Genomic DNA, 21576 nt, shown 5'->3' on the forward strand with positions numbered 1-21576 from the left:
TGATGTTCTCACAGCCACAGCACCTTGCGGCGCAGATCGAGATCGTCACGCAGGGCCTTCGACGGCCCCTGATGAATGACCTTGCCCCGTTCCAGCGCCACCGTCGAATCGGACAAAGCCAAAGCCAGATCGAGATTATGGTCGACGATGATGATGGCAATTTCCTTGCGAAGCCGGTCAAAGGTTTCAAACAACTGCTCCACGACCGCGGGCGCCAATCCTTCGAATGGCTCATCCAGCAACAAGACGCGGACGTCGCCCGACAACGCGCGCGCCACGGCCACCATCTGCTGCTCGCCGCCTGACAGATAATCGGCGGGACTGTCGAGACGCTCACGAATGCGTGGGAAATAGTCGTAGATGCGCTCGCGGGTCCAATGCACACCATTGCCAGTCTGCCGCTTGAGACCACCAAGTTCGAGATTTTGCTCGACGGTCATGCCTGCGAACAAGGCGCGTCCCTGTGGTACGTAGCCGATGCCGAGCCGCGCAGCTTCCGCAGACGACAGGCCGATCAACTCGCTGCCTGCCAGTTGAATAGAGCCATTCGATGCCGGCGCGATCCCGATCAACGACTTGAGCAAGGTCGACTTACCCGCGCCATTGCGCCCGAGCAGTGCGATGATCTCGTTCTCGTGCAGGGTAAAATTGACGTCGTTGAGAATATGGCTCTTGCCATAGAACGTATCGACATTCTTCACCGTCAGCAGCGGCTTCGCCCCCGCCGCGGTCTCGCGGGGGCGCGCAGCCACAGCCGTCGTGCCCGACCCGATATAGACTTCCTGCACCTTCGGGCTGGACCGCGCCTCTTCGACGGAGCCATCCAGCAATACGCGTCCCTCATTCATGACGGTGACGTGGTCGGCCAGCTGGAACACCCGATCGATGTCATGCTCGACCAGCAGGACCGGTAAATCGGTCGAGATGCGCTTGATGATCGCACCGATACGTTCACGTTCGGCAGCAGCGAGGCCTGCAAGCGGTTCGTCAAGCAACAGGACGCGCGGCGCTGTAGCCAGCGCGACGCCCATATCGAGCAGGCGTTGGCCGCCGTAAGACAGCATGCCTGCCTCTGCCTTCTCGATTCCAGCGAGGCCGAGATAGCGGATCACCGCATCGGTCTCCGCGTTGATTGCGCTAATCGATAGCGCGTTGGTCACGGGATCGAAGCGCCGCGGATGCCGTGCTTGCACCGCGAGGCGGATATTTTCGCCAACACTGAGCGTGGGAAACAGGTTGGTAATCTGGAACGAACGCCCAATGCCGGCCCTTGCAATATCTTCCGGTGTATGGCCTGCGATAGGCATGCCCATCAGCGACACGCTTCCCTGATCCGGCTTGTACATACCCGACAGCAAATTGAACGCCGTGGTCTTGCCGGCACCGTTCGGGCCGATCAGCGCATGCAGCGTGCGATCGGCGATGGCGATATCGACGCCCTGCACGGCTTTGATGCCACCGAAACTTTTCACGATATGGCTGGCAGCGAGTACCGCTCCGTCGACTGACGACTTCGGTCGCAAAAACTCCGGCAGTGGTAGCACTTCGATGCGCCGCGCCGACATTGCCGCGTCTTCTTCCACTTTCTTGCGGAATGGCGCGATCAGCCGCTCGCCCATACCGATTAGGCCGGTAGGCGAGAAGATGATGAAGCCAACGAAAACGAGACCGAACCAGAACAACCAGTTCTCGGAATAGATGCCGAGAAACTCACGAAACAGAATGAAAAACAGCGCACCGAGCGCCGGCCCGAGGAAACTGCGCATGCCGCCGATCACGACCATGGCCAGAAGCTCGCCAGAGAACGCCACCGAAATGGGATCCGCCGACGTCATACGGTTCTTGTAGAGCAGCAGAATGCCGGCCAGCCCGGTGATGGTAGCCGACAGCACGAAGGCGGCGAGCTTGTAGCGATTGGTGGGATAGCCGAGGAAGCGCGCGCGCTGTTCGTTTTCGCGGATCGCCACCAGCACCGAACCGACCGTGGAATTGTGGAAGCGCCACAGCAGGATCAGCACGAGAAACGCGATCAGCGCCACGAACCAATAATAGGTCGCACCCGCATCGAGGTCGAAGCCAAGCAGTGCCGGCCGGGTGATGCCGCCAAGGCCGTTCTCGCCACCGGTGACGTCAGTCCAGCGGAACGAGACGCTGTAGAGCATGGCCGCGAGCGCCAGCGTCAGCAGCGAGAAATACACGCCGCGGCGGCGCAGGATCAGGTAGCCGAAGGCAGCCGCCGTGATGGCCACCACGACAAGCGCAAGCAGCGTCGGCCCGACGAATGAATTCGGCATCCAGTTACGCTGGATCAGCGCTGCAGCATAGGCCGCAAGGCCGAACCAGGCGCCATGACCGAACGAGACGAGACCGGTGTGCCCCACCAGGATATTCAGGGCCATGCAGGCCAGTGCAAAGACGACGATCTCCGTCGCCGACGTCACGGTCAATCCGAGCGCCAGCAAGATCGGCGGCAGGATGAGCAAGCCGACGCCCGCGATCAGCAATGGAACGGGAAGACGATTCAACATTGGCATCGCCTTACTCGAACCGCATGATGCGTTCGCCGAACAAGCCGCGCGGCCGGAACAGCAGCACCAGAAGCATCAACAAATAGATCGCCGCCGTGGACGCCGCCGAATAGCCGATGCCGACCATGACGCCCTTGACCAATCCGACCAGCAGCGCAGCGATCACCACGCCCCAGAACGAGCCGAGGCCACCGATCACGACCACCACGAAGGCGGGCGTGATGATCTCCTGTCCCATCGCCGGATGGATCGAATAGATCGGCGCCAGCAACACGCCCGCGAGTCCCGCCAGACCAATACCCAGGGCTGCGACGACCGACATATAGGGCTGCAGCGAGATACCGAGCGCTCCGACCATGTCCGGATTTTGCACGCCGGCCCGGACCACACGGCCGAATGAGGTCTTCTGCAGCAGCACCCAGAGCCCGACCACACAGGCCACGGCAATGCCGAGCAACACCACGCGATAGAACGAATAGATGAAGCTTCCGATCGCGACCTGACCGCGCAGCGCTGGCGGGATCGAATACGACAAAGGCGGCGCGCCGAAGATCATACGCAAGGCCTGCTCGGCGACCATCGCGAGCCCGAAAGTCAGTAGCAGCGAGAGAATGGGATCTGACCGATAGAAGCGCCGGAACAACGTCCGCTCGATGACAACGCCGAGCAACGCAACGACAACGGGGGCCACGACGAATGCACCACCGAAGCCGAGATAGGGCGAAATGACAAGGGTAAGATAGGCGCCAATCGCATAGAACGCGCCATGCGCGAGATTCACGATGCCGCCGAGCGAAAAGATCAGCGACAGGCCGAGCGCAATCAGAAGATAATAGACACCATCAAGCAGTCCGTTGAGGATCTGCTGGGTGAGCAACATGGCGGACATGATATGGGCTCCGCAGTCGCGCGCTGATGCGCATCTGACAGGGGTCGGAAGGACGAGACGAAAGCAACTTCGCGAGCAGAATGTCGGCGTCTCGCCCGAAGGCGAAACGCCGACATTGTTGCTAGCTCGGGAATTTGCAGACGTTCTCTTCCGCGGTAGACGCAATCACTTCGAGCGGTTCATCCGGCCCCGGGACGGCCGGGCTCGATGAGAAGATGTCCCACTGGTTCTTGATCTTGTCCGCAGGCAGCGCCGTCACCGCATACATTTCGTGCATCAGCTGATGATCCGATGCGCGGAAGTAGCCGGGACGTGTCTTCAACAGATCGAACTTCGCGCCCTTCTCGAAATGCTCGATGATCTTCGGCGACTCAGCCGATTTCAACTCGTTGATGCTCTGCGCCACAATCTTGGTGGCGATGTAGTCGCCCCAGGCCTGGTTCTCCGGCGGCTTGTTGTACTTCTTGGTGAAGGCCGCGACGAAGGCCTTGCTGCCGGGCGTGTCCAGCAGATGGTGCCAGACCACAGGCCAGGTGCCGACGAAATTGCCCTTGCCAGCAGCCCAGGCCAGAGCCGTGTCGAAGCCGAAACCGCCGACCGGGAAAGTCAGACCGAATTCGGCATATTGCTTGAGGAAGTTGGTGATCTGGTTGCCCGCAAGATTGATCACCACGAGATCAGGCTTGGCCTCGCGGATCTTGAGGAGATAGGCAGAAAAGTCCGTGGCGTCGGTGGGCACCAGGTCGTCGCCCGCGAAATTACCGCCATTGGCCTGCATGAAGCGCTTCGATACGCTTAGCAGGTCATGGCCGAAGGCATAGTCGGCCGTGAGCGAGTACCACTTCTTGCCCTTCACGAGACCATCGCGCAGAAACGAGCGGCCGACGGTCTTTACATACATCGAGTTCTGCGACTCGACGTGGAACATATAGCGCTGGCAGTCCTTGCCGCGTAGCGCATCGGAATTTCCGCCGGTGTTGATGAACAGCGTCTTGTTGCGCGTGGCGACCTGCGCGATGGTCAGACACGATGCCGAAGAAATTTCGCCGATGATACAGGCGACCTTGTCGCGCTCGATCATGCGCTCCGCCTTGGTCGATGCCGTTTGAGGATTGATCGAGTCCTCCTTGAGCAGTTCAACCTTGCGCCCCATCAGGCCGCCAGCGGCATTGATCTCCTCAACAGCGAGATCGATGGCCATCACACCATATTCGCCGAGCGGGCCGAGAAAGCCGGTACGCGGCGTGAGATGGCCGATGCGAATGACGTCGGAGGTCTGCGCGCTCAGAACCGATGGCGCAGAGAGGCCGGAAGCAAGTGCGAGACCGCCCGCGGTCTTCAGCAGACTGCGGCGCGTGAATTGATTGGTGTTCGACATCAGATTCGTCTCCCTGATACGGCCGCGCGGCGCGGCTGTTTCCCCTCCGGCAGGCGCCGCACTCTTCTGTTGAGAGGGCTTTGTCCGCTTGCCGTGATCTGTGATCACAGTTAGAGTTGCAAAAGACGGGGACTTTGTCGAGTCCCTCCCTGTAATTTCGCGACGATGCCCGGAGACCGCGTTGAACCTGCCGACTGCGCTGACCCTTGTGGAGCCGCTCGACCGCCAGACGCTGGGCGAGCGCGCTTACGCGCAACTGGCGGATTTGCTCATCTCGGGTAGACTCGCGCCTGGCGAAAAGCTGTCATTGCGTACGGCCGCCGAAGTGCTCGGCGTGTCGATCATGCCGGTGCGCGAAGCGGTGTCCCGCCTCGTCGCCGACAAGGCGCTGGAAGTCGCGGCAAACCGTGCCGTGCGCGTGCCCGTGATGTCGGCTACGCAGTTTCGCGATCTGACGAAGGTGCGTATCGCTATCGAGGGTCATGCCGCAGCAGAGGCAGCGCGACTACGTGGAGACCGCAATCTTGCATCGATCGCGATCGCCGAAGCCGCGATGCGCGCGGAAAGTGAATTGAAGGCACCCGACCTGCCGCGCGCCGTCGAACTCAACAAGACGTTTCACTTTGCCGTCTACGAGGCCGCGCAGTCGCCGATCCTGGTCGAGATCATCCGTGCGCTCTGGCTCAAGGCTGGCCCCGTCATCAATCTCGATCTGCGCGGCAATCCCGATCGCCTCGCCAAGGGTGAAGCCATTCGGTTTCATGCGGACGTTCGCAAGGCGATCGAGATCGGTGATGCCGAAGCTGCCAAAGTCGGGATCGCTGCCGATATCACCAGCGCTGCCAATTTCATCCTGTCGCGCGGCGGCCTCTCCGCCTAGTCCTCACAAAGTCCCCGGAGCCACCATGGATCTCAACATCAAGGGTTTGCGCGTCATCGTTACCGCGGGCGCCAACGGAATTGGCCTCGCCATCGCCCGCGCCTTTGCCGGCGAAGGCGCACGCGTTCATGTCTGCGATGTGGACCAGGCTGCTCTTGCCGCACTCACAGCGAGTGATCCCACAATCACCCAGACACATTGCGACGTTGCTGATCGTCCGTCAGTTCAAAGGCTGTTCGATGAGGCAACAGCCAAACTCGGCGGCCTCGATGTCCTCGTCAACAATGCCGGCGTCGCAGGCCCGACCGCCAAGGTCGAGGAGATGCATCCCGATGACTGGGATCGTTGCCTGAACATCTGCCTGACCGGCCAGTTCAACTGCACGCGCCTCGCCGTACCGCTGCTGCGCCAGAGCAGCAACGGCTCCATCGTCAACCTGTCCTCGGCGGCTGGCCGCGTAGGCTTCGCGATGCGCTCGCCCTATGCCGCAGCGAAATGGGGCGTCATCGGCTTCACGAAATCGCTCTCCATCGAGCTCGGCCCCGACAACATCCGCGTCAACACGATCCTGCCCGGCCTCGTCGCCGGCGATCGCCAGCGCCGCGTGCTGGAAGCCAAGGCGCAGCAGCGCGGCATTTCCTTTGCGGAGATGGAGAAAACAGCGTTCTCCTATACGTCAATCAAGGACTATGTCACACCGGAACAGATCGCCGACCAGATCCTGTTCCTGGCCAGCCCACGCGGACGTACGATCTCGGGCCAGGCTATTTCGATCTGCGGCGACACCCAAATGCTAGGCTAGCGGTCGATGCTCAAGACTCGAGCAAGCCAACTGACGACACTGCGAAGCAGTCTCTAATTTCTAAGTTCGCAGTGGGTCAGGTACGGACACTGCGAACCCGATGCTTTATGTCGGCCGGAATGCGCTACGCGAAATAGGCAGAATGCGAGCTTTTCCACTTCATAGGACGTACCACCCGAAACAGCATTGTTGCGTACCCTTGTAGGCAGTCGGGCAAGCGCAACACACTGACGGCGCCTAAATTAATGAAGGGAAAGATCTCTTCAATAACATGGTGCCCAGGGAGGGAATCATACGCGACCACCGACACGACGAACCCCTGTTTGTCCCACAGTATGATGGCGTGAGCGATGACGGTGACGGCCAGTGGATGAATTACTGCTCCCATTGACACCCTGGGTGTCCACTTTGCGCCACAAGCAGCCATACCTACGTTATTCCAAGCCGAGATAAGCCGCTTTTACTTTGGGATCTGACAGCAATTGCGATGCGGGTCCGGCATGGACAATATGGCCGGTTTCAATCACATAACCGCGGTCAGCGATTTCAAGCGCTGCCATGGCATTCTGCTCAACAAGCAATACGGTCATGCCGAGGGCACGTAGCGAAACAATGGCCGTCAGGATCTGGTCAACAAGCAAGGGTGACAGACCGAGCGAAGGTTCGTCTAGCAGCAGCAGCTTTGGTTTGCCCATCAAAGCACGGCCGATGGCCAGCATCTGCTGCTGTCCGCCTGACAAACCCCCTGCTATTTGATTTCGCTTCTCGGCCAGAATTGGAAACATGCCGAAGATCCTGTCGCGATCTGCAGCGATCTCCTTGTCGCGCCGCAGATAGGCGCCGAGCCGGAGGTTATCCTCCACGGTGAGCGGGCCGAATATCTGCCGCCCCTCCGGCGACTGGAGAATGCCACGCGCCACGCGGCGATGCGCAGGCAAGCCGTCGATGCGTTCACCAAGAAACGTCACCTGACCGTCGCTGATCGGCTGAACTCCGGATAGCGCGTGCAGCAGCGTCGTCTTTCCCGCGCCGTTTGAACCGATCAGCGCAACAACTTCGCCGGTCTGCACGTCGAGACTGATGCCCTTAAGGACTTCGATACGTCCATAGCAGCTGCGGAGATTGGAGATCTCAAGCACGGGCAGCCTCCCGCGCGCCATGTTTGCCGAGATAGGCTTCAAGCACGGCCGGGTTGGCGCGCACCTCGCCCGGACTGCCCTCAATGAGCGGCCGCCCCCGCTCCAGCGCCAGGATTCGATCAGAGATCTTCATCACCAGCTTCATGTCATGCTCGACCAGCACCACGGCGATGCCCTTCGCGGCCACCCGACAGATCAGCCGGTCGATCTCCTCGGTCTCCACTGAATTGCAGCCTGCCGCCGGCTCGTCGAGCAACAACACACGCGGCTCGGCAGCCAGCGCGCGTGCGATCTCAAGGCGCTTGCAGGCCCCATAGGATAGCGCGCCCGCCGGGGTGTCGGCCTGGTCCCGCAAGCCAACCTCATCCAGGAAAGCAAGCGCAGCCGCACGGGTCTCCTCGTTCTGGCGCGTCACCGAAGGCAGCCGCAACAGATCCGCGAACAGATTACACTTCTCCTGCAGATGGCGGCCGACCATGACGTTCTCCACTGCGGTCATGCGCTGGAATATCTGCAGGTTCTGAAATGTTCTGGACAGGCCCCGCGCCGCCAGCGCATCGGGTTCGAGGCGAGTGACATCCTGGCCTGCCAGTTCGATACGACCCTGACTGGCCTCGTAGATGCCGGAGATCACATTGAACAATGTGGTCTTGCCGGCACCATTCGGCCCGATGATGGAGAATATCTGACCAGCCTCCACCGAGAAGCCGACGCCGTCGATGGCCTTGAGACCTCCGAATGAGATGCCGATGTCGCTGACTTTGAGAATGGTCATGCGCGCCGCCCCGTCATGAATTTCGACAGCACGGGCACGATGCCCTCGCGCATGAAGATCATCGAGACGATGATGATGAAACCCAACATCAGGTTCTCGTATTCCTGGAACACGGTAAGCACCTGCGGCAGCATGATCAACACGGCCGCCCCGACGATACTGCCCAGCACCGAGCCGAGGCCACCGAGGACGACCATGGTCACGAGTTCGATGGAATGCAGGAAGCCGGCCTGATCCGGATTGACGAAGCCGTTCATCAGCGCGAGCGCAGAGCCCGCCAGTGAGGCGTAGACCGCTGCAATGACGAAGGCCTGCAGCTTGAAACGATTGACGTTGATGCCGGTCACCCTTGCAGCGATCTCGCTGTCATGCAGCGCCCGAAATGCGCGTCCGGTCGGCGTCTCATCGAGATTGAGTGCGATCCATGTACCTGCGAGCAGCAGTCCGCCTGTGATCCAGTACCAGGTATCGGAGCCGCTGGCGCGCCAGCCAAACAGCGTGAGTTTCATCACCGACATACCATCCGGACCTCCGGTCCAGCGGCTTTCTGTGGTGATGACCAGTGCCACCAGCACCCCGAATCCGAGCGTTGCGATAGCGAGATAGTGCCCCTTCAGACGAAGGATCGGGCGGCCGACAAGGAAGGCCAGCAGCGCCGACAGCAGGCAGCCGAGCAGCAGCGCCGCCAGCGACGAGATGCCGAGATGCGTCGGGCCGATCGCGACCGCATAGGCGCCGATCCCGAAAAAACCGGCATGGCCGAGGCTGACCTGCCCGGCCTTGCCCATCAGGATATTCAGGCCGATCGCCGCGAAGGCAGAGACCCAGACCAATGACGCGACCCGGAAATAATAGCTCGACGGAAATGCCAGCGGCAGGACGGCGATGACGATCGCCAGCACCAGCAGAATTCCATAGCGGTGACGCAGGGCTGCAAGCATCGCTCAGACCCTCTCGATGGTACGGCGGCCGAACAGCCCCTGTGGCGCGGCGAACAGCACGGCGAGGATCACGATGAAGGCAAACGCATCCTTGTAGGTTGAGCTGATGTAGCCGGCGTCGAACGCTTCGAGCAACCCGAGCAGCAGCCCGCCAGCAACAGCACCGAGTGGATTGCCCATGCCGCCGAGCATGGCTGCGGCAAAGCCCTTCAGCGCCAGCAACGTGCCGACATCGTAGCTCGTCAGGGTAATCGGCGTGATCAGGATGCCGGCAACACCACCGATGGCGGCCGAGCCGCCGAAAGCCAACGCCATGATGGTCGTGGTGTTGATGCCGACAAGCCGTGCGGCGAACCGATTGGCCGATGTGGCGAGCACAGCCTTGCCGAGCAGGGTGCGTTCGAGAAAGACGTAGAGCAGCAGGACCATCACGGCGGTGCCGCCAATCACCCAGAAGCTCTGCGGCTGAACCGCGGCGCCCAGCATCTGCACCGGCGTATCGCCGGAGAATGCCGGCAGCTTGTGAAACTGCTTGTCGAAAACGATCTGCGCCGCACCGCGCAGCAGGATCGACGCACCGATGGTGATGATGATCAGCGACACGGCCGACGCACCGCGGGCCGGCGCGATTGCGAGCCAGTACAGCGACAGGCCAAGGACGACCGACACGATGACCGCGACCAGCGCCGCAAGCGGCAGCGGCACACCGGCCGCATGAACGAACACCGTGACCATTCCGCCCAGCATGACGAACTCGCCTTGAGCGAAGTTCACCACGTCGGAGGCGTTGTAGACCAGGGTAAAGCCAAGTGCGACCAGGGCGTAGACCGCGCCGATCGTCAGGCCCGAGACCAGGAATTGAAAAAACTCCGGCATGCGTGCCAACGGCCTTTCATTGCCAGTACAATCTGTTCTGCGTGGAGCGAGAGCAGTCGATCCCCGCGCACGACCATGCGTGTCGCGGAGATCGCCGGTTGTGACGTCAGGTACCGGGTGGCAACAGGGCCCAGTCGCCGCCCTTCACTTCCAGCATGCGGAAGGCGGATAGATCGAGGCCGAGATGGTCAGTCGGCGACATGGTCACGATGCCACCGGTGCCGACAAAGCCCTTGGTCTTCTCGATTTCATCGCGCACTTTCTTGGCGTCGGTGGAATTGGCGCGCTTCATCGCCTCAACCATGAGGTACAACCCGTCATATGCATGACCGCCAAAGGTCGAGACCGGTTGCTTGGCAGTCGCCTCGAAGGTCTGCTTGTAGTCGACCACGACCTTCTTCTGCGGATCGCCGTCCGGCAGCTTGTCGCCGACCAGAAGCGCCGCGGCCGGAAGCCGTACGCCTTCCGCAGCTGGACCGGCGAGTTCGATGAAGCTCTTCGATGCCACGCCATGGCTCTGATACAGCGGGGTCGCCGACATGCCGAGCTGCGCATAGTTGCGCGTCACGATCGCGGGCCCTTGTCCGAAACCGGGGTTAACCACGGCCTGCACCCCGGCAACGCCCTTGATCTTGGTGAGCTGCGCCGTCATGTCGCTGTCGCGCGGGCCATAGGTTTCCTCGGCGACGATCTGCACGCCATAGGTCGGGGCGACCTTGACGCATTGCGCCCGCATCGAAGCGCCGAAGCCGTCGGTGCCGGAGATCATCGCGATCTTGGTAAAATTGCGCTGCTTGAGATTTTCGAAGATCTTCTCGCACGCCATTTTGTCTGTGTGCGGCGTCTTGAAGATGAACTTGCGCACGGGATCGACCACTTCGATCGCACCCGCCAGCGAAATAAACGGGACCTGCGCCTCTTCGAACACCGGCACCATCGCCATGGTGGTGCCCGTGGTGGAGCCTCCGACCATCGCGACCACCTTGTCGTCCTCGATCAGACGGGTGGCGAATGTGCGCGCCTTGTTGGCATCGCCGCCGTCGTCATAGATCACGAGTTCGATCTTCTTGCCGGCCACGCCGCCAGCGGCGTTGATCTTGTCGACATACATGCGCAGCGTTTTGTCTTCGGGTTCGCCGAGAAACGACGCGGGACCTGTAACCGACAACACTGAACCGATTTTGACAGTCTGCTGTGCGAGCGCCGGACTGTAGATGGACAATCCCGACAGCGGCAGCGCGATGGCTGCGGCAATAGCAAGGCTCTTGAAATGCGAGTGGCACGTCATCTCGTTCCTCCCTTGTGATGGCCGCCCATTTTTGAGCGTTCCCGGCGCTTTGTGTGCATCCTAGCGGCCAAACCGCGCGCGATGGCACCAAATCCCGGGTCGACTTTTATAATTGACCGGACGGTTGGTCAATAGTAACGTCTGCTTCACAACGGCGCAGAGCCGAAAAATAACGACGAAGCAATAATAGGGAGGAAGCGGTGGATACGAGCCTCGTCACGACCGATATCCGCGAAGGCTATCGCGTTCTCACGCTCAACAGGCCGGACCGGTTGAACTCGTTCAGCGCTGCAATGCATGCCGAACTGATGGCGGCGCTGGTGACTGCGGAAACCGACACGTCTTGCCGGGCCATCATTCTGACTGGCGCCGGCCGCGGCTTCTGTGCTGGGCAGGACCTCTCCGACGGCGTGTTCACGCCGGGTGAAACACCGGATCTCTCGGTCACCATTGCGACCTACTACAATCCGCTGGTTCGCAAATTGCGCAGCCTGCCGATGCCAGTGATCTGTGCCGTCAACGGCGTCGCGGCCGGCGCGGGCGCCAATGTGGCCTTCGCCTGCGACATCGTGATCGCCGCGCGCTCCGCGAAATTCATTCAGGCCTTTGCCAAGCTCGGCCTCGTCCCGGATGCTGGCGGCACGTGGATCCTGCCGAGACTGGTGGGCACCGCGCGGGCCCGCGCGCTTGCACTGCTCGCCGAACCCGTTCCCGCGGACCAGGCGGAAGCCTGGGGCATGATCTGGAAATCGGTCGATGACGCCGACCTGATGACCGAGGCGCATCGTCTCGCCACGCATTTTGCGACCCAACCCACGGCAGGACTTGCGCTGATGAAACAGGCGCTCGATGCCTCCGAGACCAACAGTCTCGACCAGCAACTCGACCTCGAATGCGATCTGCAGGGACAGGCCGGCCGGACGCCGGATTATCTCGAAGGCGTCACCGCCTTTATGGAAAAACGCGCACCGCGTTTCGTCGGGAGGCAGTGATGGAAGCGCGCGAGGCAACAGCCGAGGCCGCGGCGCAGACTGTGGCGCAGGCCTGTGCCGATGCGATGTGGCGTAACGATCGCGCCAGCAAGGCAATGGGCATGTCGATCCAGCGGATCGCGCCCGGCGAAGCCGTGTTGTCCATGACGGTGCGCCCGGACATGACCAATGGTCACGACATCTGCCATGGCGGCTTCATCTTCACGCTCGCCGACTCGACCTTCGCTTTTGCCTGCAACAGCTACAATCAGCGCACCGTCGCGCAACAATGCGCCGTGACATTCATCCGCGCTGTTCCTGCCGGCGAGACGCTCACCGCCCATGCCATCGAACGCTCCAAGGCCGGGCGCGGCGGCATCTACGACGTCACTGTGCGCGACAGCAAGAATATCGTCGTTGCAGAATTCCGCGGCCACTCGCGCACCATTGCGGGCGAGGTGCTGCCGCCGAATTCCACGGCAGATCAATAAAAGCAGATCCGGGAGGATTCCATGTTTCAAATGCCATTGCGCAAGCTGGACCAGCTTAAGCCAGAGCCCACCGAACTGGACCGCTATGAAGTCGCGGCCACCGCAGACCTGCAGACCTGGCAGCTGAAGCAGCTCTCATGGTCACTGCGCCATGCATATGACAACGTCCCGCACTACCGCGCCAAATTCGACGCCGCCGGCATTCATCCGGGCGATCTCAAGAGCCTCGACGATCTGGCGAAATTTCCGTTCACCACCAAGGCCGACCTTCGTGACAACTATCCGTTCGGCATGTTCGCCGTGCCCGAGCAGCAGGTCGCACGCATCCATGCCTCGTCGGGCACCACCGGCAAGCCCACCGTCGTCGGATACACCAAGCGCGACATCGACACCTGGAGCGATGTGGTTGCTCGCTCGATCCGCGCCGCGGGCGGACGCGCCGGCATGAAGCTGCACAACGCCTATGGCTACGGCCTGTTCACCGGCGGCCTCGGCGCGCATTACGGCGCGGAACGTCTCGGCTGCACGGTGATCCCGATCTCCGGCGGCATGACCGAACGGCAGGTGCAGCTCATCACCGATTTCAAGCCTGATATCATCATGGTCACGCCATCCTACATGCTGGCGATCCTGGATGAATTCCGGAAGCAGGGCCTGGATCCGCGCAAGTCGTCGCTGCGAATCGGCATCTTTGGTGCCGAGCCGTGGACCAATGCGATGCGCGAGGAGATCGAGGAAGCCTTCGATCTTCATGCCGTCGACATCTACGGCCTATCGGAGGTGATGGGCCCGGGCGTCGCCAGCGAGTGCGTGGAGACCAAGGACGGGTTGCATATCTGGGAGGATCATTTCTATCCGGAGGTGATCGATCCCCACACCGGGAAGGTGCTGCCAGACGGCGAGGAAGGCGAGCTGGTGTTCACATCGCTGACCAAGGAGGCGATGCCGATCATCCGTTACCGGACGCGCGACCTCACCCGCCTGCTGCCCGGCACGGCGCGCGCCATGCGACGCATGGAGAAGGTCACCGGTCGAACCGACGACATGATCATCCTCCGCGGCGTCAATGTGTTTCCCACCCAGATCGAGGAAAAGCTGCAGACCATCCCTGGATTGTCGATGCATTACCAGATCGTGTTGACGCGTAGCGGTCGCATGGACGAGATGGAGATTCACGTCGAGGCCCGTCCCGAATTCTCTGCGTCAGACCTCCGTCAGGCCGCCGCCAACCGGTTGGAGCAGGCGATCAAGGACACCATCGGCATCACATCGCGCGTCATCATCCGCGACCCCGACGGCATCGAGCGTTCGGCCGGCAAGGCCAGACGCATCCTTGACCGCCGGCCACAGAGCTAGATCCCAAGGAATCCGATTCAGCATGGCCCGTCCCCGCGCCAATAATTACGACGACAAGCGCCGCGCGATCCTCGATCGCTCGGCGGAGCTGTTCTCCGAATACGGTTATGACCGTGCATCCATGAACAAGATTGCCGCTGCATGCGGGGTGTCGAAGGCAAATCTCTATCATTACTACAAGGACAAGGATGAGCTTCTGTTCGACGTCATCCGCGTCCATCTCGAAGACCTGCTGCAAGTCGTCGAGGCTGCCGACCACCCCGATCTGGCACCCGCCGCGCGGTTGCGCGACTTGGTGGCGGCGCTGCTCGAGGCTTATCGCGACGCTGACGCGCAGCACAGCGTCCAGATCAGCAGCATGCGGTTCCTGTCCGACGAGCGCCAGTCCACGTTGAAGAACATGGAGCGAGAGCTCGTGCGCATCTTTTCCAGCGCCGTCTCCGCGATCGCGCCGCAGCTTGCGGGTACGACGATGCTCAAGCCGGTGACCATGTCGCTGTTCGGAATGGTCAACTGGCACTACCTCTGGTTCAGGAGCCAGGGTCCGTTCACCCGCGCGGATTATGCCGACCTGGTCACGCGGCTGATCGTCGACGGCACCCGCGACCTGCTGGCACAGCCCGCACCAGTCCCCAAACGTGCCGCCGCGCGGCGGAAGTAACTCTACCTACCAATTCGGGCCACTCACAAAGAAGGGCGATCTCATGAAACTCGAAAGCTTCGTTTGCGGACAATGGGCGGCCCCCGGGCGCGACCTGATCGAGATCGCCAGCGCGGTGTCCGGCGACGTGGTCGCGCAAGCGACCAGTGGCGGGATCGATATGCGCAAGGTGCTGGACTATGCCCGCGGCACCGGTGGCGCCCATCTGCGACGACTGACCTTCCACCAGCGCGCGGACATGCTGAAGAAACTCGGTCAGTATCTGACCGAGCGTAAGGAGCAGCTTTACAAGCTGTCGTTCCAGACCGGCGCGACCCGCGTCGACAACATGATCGACGTCGACGGCGGCATCGGCACCCTGTTCGTCTATGCCGGCAAGGGCCGCCGCGAACTACCTAACGCGAAATTCTTGCTCGATGGCAGCGTGGAATCGCTGTCGAAAGCCGGCAGCTTCGCTGGCCAGCACATCGTGACGCCGCTGCACGGCGTCGCGGTGCATATCAATGCGTTCAATTTCCCCTGCTGGGGGATGCTGGAAAAGCTCGCCCCCGCTTTGCTGGCCGGCGCTCCGGTCGTCACCAAGCCCGCGACCGTGACGTCCTATGTGGCGCATGCGCTGGCGCGCATGATTGCCGAGTCCGGCATTCTGCCCGACGGCGCCTTCCAGTTTGTCGTCGGCTCGACCGGCGACCTGTTCGATCACCTCACCTGCCAGGACGTGGTGTCCTTCACCGGCTCGGCCGAGACCTCGCAGAAGCTGCAGCGACATCCGATTATTGCCCGGGAGGCCGTCCGTTTCGTGGCCGAGCGGGATTCGCTCAACGCGGCCATCCTCGCGCCCGATGCCGCGCCGGGCACGCCGGAATTCGACCTCTTCATCAAGGAAGTGGCGAAGGAGATGACGGTGAAGGCGGGACAGAAATGCACCGCGATCCGCCGCGCCATGGCACCATCCGCCCATGTCGATGCGGTCATCGCGGCGCTGCGCGAACGGCTCGCCAAGATCACCATCGGCAATCCAGAACTGGAAAGCGTGCGCATGGGCCCGCTGGTCGGACTGGACCAGCGGCGCGACGTGCTCGCCCATGTGGCGAAGCTTCGGACCGAGGCCGAACTGGTCAGCGGCGATCCCGACCATTTTTCCGTCGAGGGTGCGGACGCCGCACGCGGCGCTTTCGTGCCGCCATTGCTGTTGCATTGCGCGAATCCCGCCACCGCCATCAGCGTGCATGAGATCGAAGCGTTCGGCCCGGTCTGCACTGTCATGGGCTACGACGCGCTGGATGACGCGATCACGCTCGCCAATCGTGGCGGCGGCAGTCTGGTCGCATCGGTCTATACGCATGATACAAAAATCGCATCCGACCTCGTATTCGGCATCGGCAGCTTCCACGGGCGCCTGGTGATGATCGATCGCGATTGTGCCAAGGAACAGACCGGCCACGGCTCACCCATGCCGCAGATGGTCCACGGCGGCCCCGGCCGCGCCGGCGGCGGCGAGGAACTCGGCGGCATCCGCAGCCTGCAGCACTACATGCAGCGCACTGCATTGCAGGGATCACCTGCCATGCTCACCGGGATCACCAGAAGCTGGTCCAAAGGCGCGCCGATCGTCGAGAAGGAACGACATCCGTTCCGCTATCACTTCGAAGATCTCGATGTCGGGCAGACCTTCATGTCGAAGGAACGCACGATCACGCTCGAGGACATCGAGCACTTCGCCCACTTCACCGGCGATACATTCTACGCCCATATGGATGAGGAAGCGACCAAGGGACACCCGTTCTTTCCCGGCCGCGTCGCCCATGGCTACCTGCTGCTGTCCTTCGCTGCCGGACTGTTCGTGGATCCCGATCCCGGCCCGGTGCTCGCCAATTACGGCCTCGACTCGCTGCGCTTCATCAAGCCGGTGCAACCCGGTGAGGCCATTAAGGTACGGTTGACCGCGAAGGATAAGTCGCCGCGCAACAAGCAATATGGCGAGGTTCGCTGGGACGTCGAAATCACCACCGCGACCAACGAAACGGCGGCGACCTATGAACTGCTCACGATGAACGCCGTGCGCCCCTGATTCTTGTATTGGGCAGCGCCCATTGGCTGCCGCCACCACACCCGAAATTTATTCAGGAGACCACCATGATCCTCGTCACAGTGATGTATCCCGCCGGAGCCGAAACGAAATTCGACCTCGATTATTATCTGAGCAAGCATATGCCGCTGGTGAGGGAACGCTGGACACCGCATGGGTTGACCAATACCCAGGTCGTGAAGGGCGTCAGCAAACCCGACGGCAGCGCACCGGACTTCCAGATGATGGCGCTGCTGACCTTCGGATCGCTCGACAATTTCAAGGCTGCCGGCAAGGCGCATGGCCGTGAGATCTTCGCCGACATCCCGAATTTCACCGATACTCAGGCTACGGTTCAGATCAGCGAGATTCTGGCCTGAGCCAGTCATGGCGTCGATGATCGGTGGAGATGCACCTCATGGCCAGCACGACGGCGATTGGTGATGCGGAGCTCGTCCGCGGCTTTTCGTTGAAGGCACTGCCCGACGCCTTTTACGATGACCCCTATCCAACCTATCGCGCGCTGCAGGCGCACGACCCGTTGCACAGGATGCCGGATGGTTCGCTGTTCCTGACACGGCACAGCGATCTCGAGGCCATCTACAAGGACACGACCCGCTTCAGCTCCGACAAGAAGGTGGAGTTCGCGCCCAAATACGGCGTGGGCTCGCTGCTGTTCGAACACCACACCACCAGTCTGGTGTTCAACGATCCGCCGCTGCATACGCGCGTCCGCCATCTCATTGCCGGCGCCCTCAGCCCCCGCGCGATCGCCGAGACCGAACCACGGCTGATCACTCTCGTCGATCGGCTGCTCGACGATATGACAGCCCGCGATCATGTCGATCTGATCGAAGACTTCGCTTCAGCGATCCCGATCGAAGTCATCGGCAACCTGCTCGGTGTTCCGCATGCGGAACGCGGCCCGCTGCGCGGCTGGTCGCTCGCCATTCTCGGCGCGCTCGAACCTTCGCTATCGCTGGAGGTACAGGCCCGCGGCGAGACTGCGGTCACCGAATTCCTCAACTATCTGCGCCGGCTTGTCGCGGACCGGCGAGTACGGCCGGGCGATGTCGAACACGACGTCCTGACACGTCTCATCGCCGGCGAAACCGCTGGCGGCGAACGGCTCAGTGAAAGTGAATTGCTGCAGAACTGCATTTTCATCCTGAATGCCGGCCATGAGACCACCACCAATCTGATCGGCAACGGCCTCGAACTGCTGTTGCGTTTTCCGGAACAGAAGCAGCGCCTGATCGACGAGCCGGCGCTGATCCGCACGGCGATCGAGGAATTCCTGCGGTTCGAAAGCTCCAATCAGCTCGGCAATCGCGGCGTCGCGGTCGAGACCGAGATCGGAGGCATCGCACTTCCAAAGGGCACGCTGATCACGCTGTGCATCGGCGCCGCGAACCGCGACCCCGCGCAATTTTCTGCGCCCGATCAACTCGACATCAGCCGCGCGCCGAACCGTCATCTGGCTTTCGCTTCGGGCGCCCATGTCTGCGCGGGCCTCAATCTTGCCCGCATGGAAGGCCGCATCGCCATCGGACGCTTCATGGCTCGCTTCCCGAATTTCGCAGCCGCGGGACCCGCAAAACGCGCCCGGCGCGCACGATTCCGCGGCTTCACGTCATTGCCCGTAACGCTTGGATGATTTCTTCACACCGAATGCAGGATGCTCCGTGATGACGACCTTCGACGCCTCCACTGCCACTCATCTGCTGCAGACCGTTTTTGCCCCATGGGTGCAGGACCTCGACCTCTCCATCGAAAGCATCGGCGGTGACGGCGCAATCTTGCGCATGAAGTTCTCGGACAGGCTCTGCCGCGATAACGGCGTGGTTTGCGGACAGGCGCTGATGTCTCTGGCCGACACCGCCATGGTGTTCGCGATATCTTCGGCAGCGGGCGAATATCTGCCGATGACCACAGTGGATCAGACTATCCACTTCCTCAAGCCGGCCCTGCGTTCCGATCTGCTGGCGCAGGCGCGCGTGGTCCGGCTGGGCCGCACCATGGCATTCGGCAGCGTGTCGATCGAAACCGCAAGCGACGCAAAGCCGGTTGCGCTGGCCCAAACCGCCTATGCGATCATGCGCGACAGCAAGTGATCAGACCTGATCATAATCGACGGTGATGCGCTCAGACACCGGATGCGCCTGACAGGTGAGCACGAAGCCCGCCTCCAGTTCCCACGGCTCCAGTGAATAATTGACATCCATCTGCGTGTCGCCCTCGACGACCTTGGCGCGGCAGGTGCTGCACATGCCGCCCCTGCAGGCATAGGGCAGATCCATGCCCGCGCGAAGCGCCGCATCGAGGATGGATTCGCCATCCACCATTGGCACGTCCTTGCGCTTGCCGTCCACGATGAGCGCCGCGACCGCCTTGGGCGGCGCCTCCGGGGCCACCACCGGCTTCGGCCGTGGCTTGCCACCCAGGCCCGAGACGAAACGCTCGACGTGAATATGCTCCGTGGCGACGCCGAGTTCGGTACAGGTCGCCGCGATCTCCTCGCTCATGGCCGCTGGTCCGCAGATGAACACATGATCGATCGCCTTCGCCGGCACCATCGCGCGCAGCAGGATGGAGACCTTGTCGTGGTCCAGCCGGCCATACAGGATCGGCAGGTCTTGTTCTTCCTGAGATAGGACGTGGAACACGGACAGACGGCCCATGAACCGGTCTTTCAATTCCTCCAGTGCTTGAAGAAACAGAATGCCGGAGGCCGTCCGGTTGCCGTAGAACAGAAAGAAGCGGCTCTGCGGCTCACGCGCGAGAATGCCGCGAATGATCGACATGATCGGTGTGATACCGGATCCGGCAGCGAAGCCCACATGGATGCGCGCCTGCTCCGGCGCATGCGCGATGCCAAAGCGACCGGTCGGTGTCATGACGTCGAGTTCGTCCCCCGATTTGAGCTGCTCGAGCGCCCAGTTCGAAAAGGCGCCGCCATCGACCTTTTTCACGGCGATGCGCAGTTCGCGATCATCAGGGCTGGAGCAGATCGAATAGGACCGGCGCACCTCCTCGCCATCCATCATAGCCCGCAGCGTCAGATACTGGCCCGGCGCAAACGCGTAATCCTGTTCGAGATCTTCGGGAATGGCGAACGTCATCGACACCGCATCGGAGGTTTCCCGGCGTAGGTCATCGACCGCGAGACGATGGAATTTGGGGGTGTGGGACATCGGCGCTCGTCCTAGTGACACTTGAAATAATCGAACGGCTCGCGGCACGTCATGCAGCGCCACAGCGCCTTGCAGGACGTCGAGCCGAATTCGGACAGCACTTCGGTCGCGAGCGACCCGCATTGCGGGCAGGCCACCTGCTGTTCGCCGAACAATGCGCGGCGGCCACCGCCGGATTGCGGCGGCGCGACGCCGTAATCTTTAAGCTTGCGACGGCCATCATCGCTCATCCAGTCCGTCGTCCAGGCCGGCGACAGCACCGTCCTGATCCTCGAATTCCGGATTCCCTCGCGCGCCAATGCCAGTTCGATTTCCAGCTCGATCATGTTCATCGCCGGGCATCCCGAATAGGTCGGCGTAATCGCGACCTCGACCTGCCCATCCACGATGGAGACCTCGCGCAGCACGCCGAGATCCGCGATGGTCAGGACCGGAATTTCCGGATCGACCACTTCGGCGGCCGCAGCCCATGCGCGCGCGCGCAACGCACTGTCGCTGGTGTCGGCGGCTACCACGTTGCGCCCGGGAACGAGCGCTGCAGCGACTGCAGCTCGCTGAGAAGATGGCCGAGATGTTCGCTATGATGTCCCGAACGCCCGCCCTTCTGCATCCAGTCTTTCTTCGGGCATGCCAGCGTCGCCGTCTGCAAGACTTCGGTCACGGTATTGGTCCAGCCGGCGCGCAGGCTCTCGGGATCGACCGCAAGCCGATCGCCGATCAATCCGGCGTCGCTTTCATCGGTGTGAAACAACTCGCCGGTGAATGCCCAGAGATCGTCAACTGCGTCTTGCGCACGACTGTGGCTCTCGGCCGTGCCGTCGCCAAGGCGGATCACCCATTCGGACGAATGCCTGACATGATAGGCACTCTCCTTCTCGGATTTCGCGGCGATCGCCGCCAGCGTGGCATCTTTGGAACCCATCATGGCGCGCCAGTAGGCATCGGCAAAGGCCGAGTAGAAGAACTGCCGGACGATGGTGCGCGCGAAATCGCCATTCGGCTGTTCGACCAGCAGGAGATTGCGATACTGGCGGACGTCGCGCAGATAGGCGTAGTGATCCTCGTCATTGCCGTTGTCTTCGACCTTGGCCGCGTAGCTATACAGCTCACGCGCCTGGCCAATCAGGTCAAGGCCCATATTGGCGAGCGCCATATCCTCTTCCATCATCGGCGCATGGCCGCACCATTCTGAAAGCCGGTGTCCCAAGATCAGCGCGTCGTCGGCACGACGCAACGCATAAAGCACCAGGGGACTCTCAGTTACCGAAATCGAAGCTGCAGCCATGGCCTGTGATCCTGCTGGCAAGAATTCTGTTGCTGTAAGAGCATGGCGCGTACG

The 21576-nt window shown here is 61.7% G+C and carries 21 protein-coding genes; 10 read left to right on the forward strand and 11 right to left on the reverse strand.

The features are described 5' to 3' along the window. Positions 1–8 precede the first annotated feature (8 nt). The 3 genes from AB8B02_RS17650 to AB8B02_RS17660 form a co-directional block, all read right to left on the reverse strand. Positions 9–2528, reverse strand: coding sequence for a branched-chain amino acid ABC transporter ATP-binding protein/permease (locus tag AB8B02_RS17650; RefSeq protein WP_439064712.1), 2520 nt, complete (start codon positions 2526–2528; stop codon positions 9–11). A gap of 10 nt (positions 2529–2538) precedes the next feature. Beyond that, positions 2539–3417: a branched-chain amino acid ABC transporter permease gene (locus AB8B02_RS17655; protein ID WP_068734877.1), complete on the reverse strand. Its 879-nt coding sequence runs from the start codon at positions 3415–3417 to the stop codon at positions 2539–2541. Positions 3418–3538: 121 nt separating this feature from the next. Next, positions 3539–4795 (reverse strand): ABC transporter substrate-binding protein, encoded by a 1257-nt coding sequence (locus tag AB8B02_RS17660; RefSeq protein WP_175366270.1) that lies wholly within the window; start codon positions 4793–4795, stop codon positions 3539–3541. A 181-nt stretch (positions 4796–4976) separates the two neighbouring features. Between AB8B02_RS17660 and AB8B02_RS17665 the strand changes: the two genes are divergently transcribed. Next, complete coding sequence (locus AB8B02_RS17665; protein ID WP_175366271.1) at positions 4977–5675, forward strand: GntR family transcriptional regulator; 699 nt, start codon at positions 4977–4979, stop codon at positions 5673–5675. A gap of 25 nt (positions 5676–5700) precedes the next feature. Beyond that, a complete protein-coding gene (locus tag AB8B02_RS17670) occupies positions 5701–6477 on the forward strand; it encodes an SDR family oxidoreductase (protein ID WP_175366272.1) in 777 nt (258 codons plus the stop codon). 434 nt (positions 6478–6911) lie between these two features. Here the strand turns inward: AB8B02_RS17670 and AB8B02_RS17675 are convergent, their stop codons facing one another. The 5 genes from AB8B02_RS17675 to AB8B02_RS17695 all read right to left on the reverse strand — a co-directional run bounded on the left by AB8B02_RS17675 (position 6912) and on the right by AB8B02_RS17695 (position 11496). After that, positions 6912–7616, reverse strand: a complete 705-nt coding sequence (locus AB8B02_RS17675; protein WP_439065889.1) for an ABC transporter ATP-binding protein — start codon at positions 7614–7616, stop codon at positions 6912–6914. Continuing rightward, the gene (locus AB8B02_RS17680; RefSeq protein WP_439064713.1) at positions 7609–8391 is read right to left on the reverse strand and encodes an ABC transporter ATP-binding protein; all 783 of its coding nucleotides are present in this window, start codon (positions 8389–8391) and stop codon (positions 7609–7611) included. Before AB8B02_RS17680 ends, AB8B02_RS17675 begins: the two co-directional genes overlap by 8 nt. After that, positions 8388–9332 (reverse strand): branched-chain amino acid ABC transporter permease, encoded by a 945-nt coding sequence (locus AB8B02_RS17685; RefSeq protein WP_093756939.1) that lies wholly within the window; start codon positions 9330–9332, stop codon positions 8388–8390. The genes AB8B02_RS17680 and AB8B02_RS17685 overlap by 4 nt, the downstream gene beginning before the upstream one ends. A gap of 3 nt (positions 9333–9335) precedes the next feature. Continuing rightward, positions 9336–10208, reverse strand: a complete 873-nt coding sequence (locus AB8B02_RS17690) for a branched-chain amino acid ABC transporter permease (RefSeq protein ID WP_439064714.1) — start codon at positions 10206–10208, stop codon at positions 9336–9338. 106 nt (positions 10209–10314) lie between these two features. Continuing rightward, on the reverse strand, positions 10315–11496 hold the full coding sequence (locus AB8B02_RS17695; protein WP_439064715.1) for an ABC transporter substrate-binding protein: 1182 nt from the start codon (positions 11494–11496) through the stop codon (positions 10315–10317). Between the two features lie 200 nt (positions 11497–11696). Here AB8B02_RS17695 and paaG point away from each other — a divergent pair, with 200 nt between their 5' ends. The 8 genes from paaG to AB8B02_RS17735 all read left to right on the forward strand — a co-directional run bounded on the left by paaG (position 11697) and on the right by AB8B02_RS17735 (position 19157). Continuing rightward, entirely contained in the window at positions 11697–12488 is a 792-nt protein-coding gene (paaG, locus tag AB8B02_RS17700) for a 2-(1,2-epoxy-1,2-dihydrophenyl)acetyl-CoA isomerase PaaG (RefSeq protein WP_439064716.1), read from the forward strand. Next, positions 12488–12958 (forward strand): hydroxyphenylacetyl-CoA thioesterase PaaI, encoded by a 471-nt coding sequence (gene paaI, locus AB8B02_RS17705; RefSeq protein WP_439064717.1) that lies wholly within the window; start codon positions 12488–12490, stop codon positions 12956–12958. The genes paaG and paaI overlap by 1 nt, the downstream gene beginning before the upstream one ends. Positions 12959–12979: 21 nt before the next feature. Then, positions 12980–14314 (forward strand): phenylacetate--CoA ligase PaaK, encoded by a 1335-nt coding sequence (gene paaK, locus AB8B02_RS17710; RefSeq protein WP_439064718.1) that lies wholly within the window; start codon positions 12980–12982, stop codon positions 14312–14314. 22 nt (positions 14315–14336) lie between these two features. After that, on the forward strand, positions 14337–14975 hold the full coding sequence (locus AB8B02_RS17715; RefSeq protein WP_184511591.1) for a TetR/AcrR family transcriptional regulator: 639 nt from the start codon (positions 14337–14339) through the stop codon (positions 14973–14975). Positions 14976–15018: 43 nt separating this feature from the next. After that, on the forward strand, positions 15019–17046 hold the full coding sequence (gene paaZ, locus AB8B02_RS17720) for a phenylacetic acid degradation bifunctional protein PaaZ (protein WP_439064719.1): 2028 nt from the start codon (positions 15019–15021) through the stop codon (positions 17044–17046). 65 nt (positions 17047–17111) lie between these two features. After that, a complete protein-coding gene (locus AB8B02_RS17725; protein ID WP_093756946.1) occupies positions 17112–17423 on the forward strand; it encodes an EthD family reductase in 312 nt (103 codons plus the stop codon). A gap of 38 nt (positions 17424–17461) precedes the next feature. Then, positions 17462–18700: a cytochrome P450 gene (locus tag AB8B02_RS17730; RefSeq protein WP_439064720.1), complete on the forward strand. Its 1239-nt coding sequence runs from the start codon at positions 17462–17464 to the stop codon at positions 18698–18700. A 31-nt stretch (positions 18701–18731) separates the two neighbouring features. After that, positions 18732–19157, forward strand: coding sequence for a PaaI family thioesterase (locus tag AB8B02_RS17735; RefSeq protein ID WP_439064721.1), 426 nt, complete (start codon positions 18732–18734; stop codon positions 19155–19157). Here AB8B02_RS17735 and paaE read toward each other — a convergent pair whose 3' ends face one another. The 3 genes from paaE to paaC are packed head-to-tail and all read right to left on the reverse strand — an operon-like array spanning position 19158 to position 21522. Next, positions 19158–20237 carry a 1,2-phenylacetyl-CoA epoxidase subunit PaaE gene (paaE, locus tag AB8B02_RS17740; RefSeq protein WP_439064722.1) on the reverse strand — a complete coding sequence of 360 codons (1080 nt, stop codon included), beginning with the start codon at positions 20235–20237 and terminating at the stop codon, positions 19158–19160. 11 nt (positions 20238–20248) lie between these two features. Further along, positions 20249–20752 carry a 1,2-phenylacetyl-CoA epoxidase subunit PaaD gene (gene paaD / locus AB8B02_RS17745; RefSeq protein ID WP_439064723.1) on the reverse strand — a complete coding sequence of 168 codons (504 nt, stop codon included), beginning with the start codon at positions 20750–20752 and terminating at the stop codon, positions 20249–20251. Beyond that, positions 20746–21522, reverse strand: coding sequence for a 1,2-phenylacetyl-CoA epoxidase subunit PaaC (gene paaC / locus AB8B02_RS17750; RefSeq protein WP_439064724.1), 777 nt, complete (start codon positions 21520–21522; stop codon positions 20746–20748). The genes paaD and paaC overlap by 7 nt, the downstream gene beginning before the upstream one ends. Positions 21523–21576: the final 54 nt, after the last annotated feature.

This window comes from Tardiphaga sp. 862_B3_N4_1, from assembly GCF_051811085.1.
GTDB classification, from domain to species: domain Bacteria; phylum Pseudomonadota; class Alphaproteobacteria; order Rhizobiales; family Xanthobacteraceae; genus Tardiphaga; species Tardiphaga robiniae.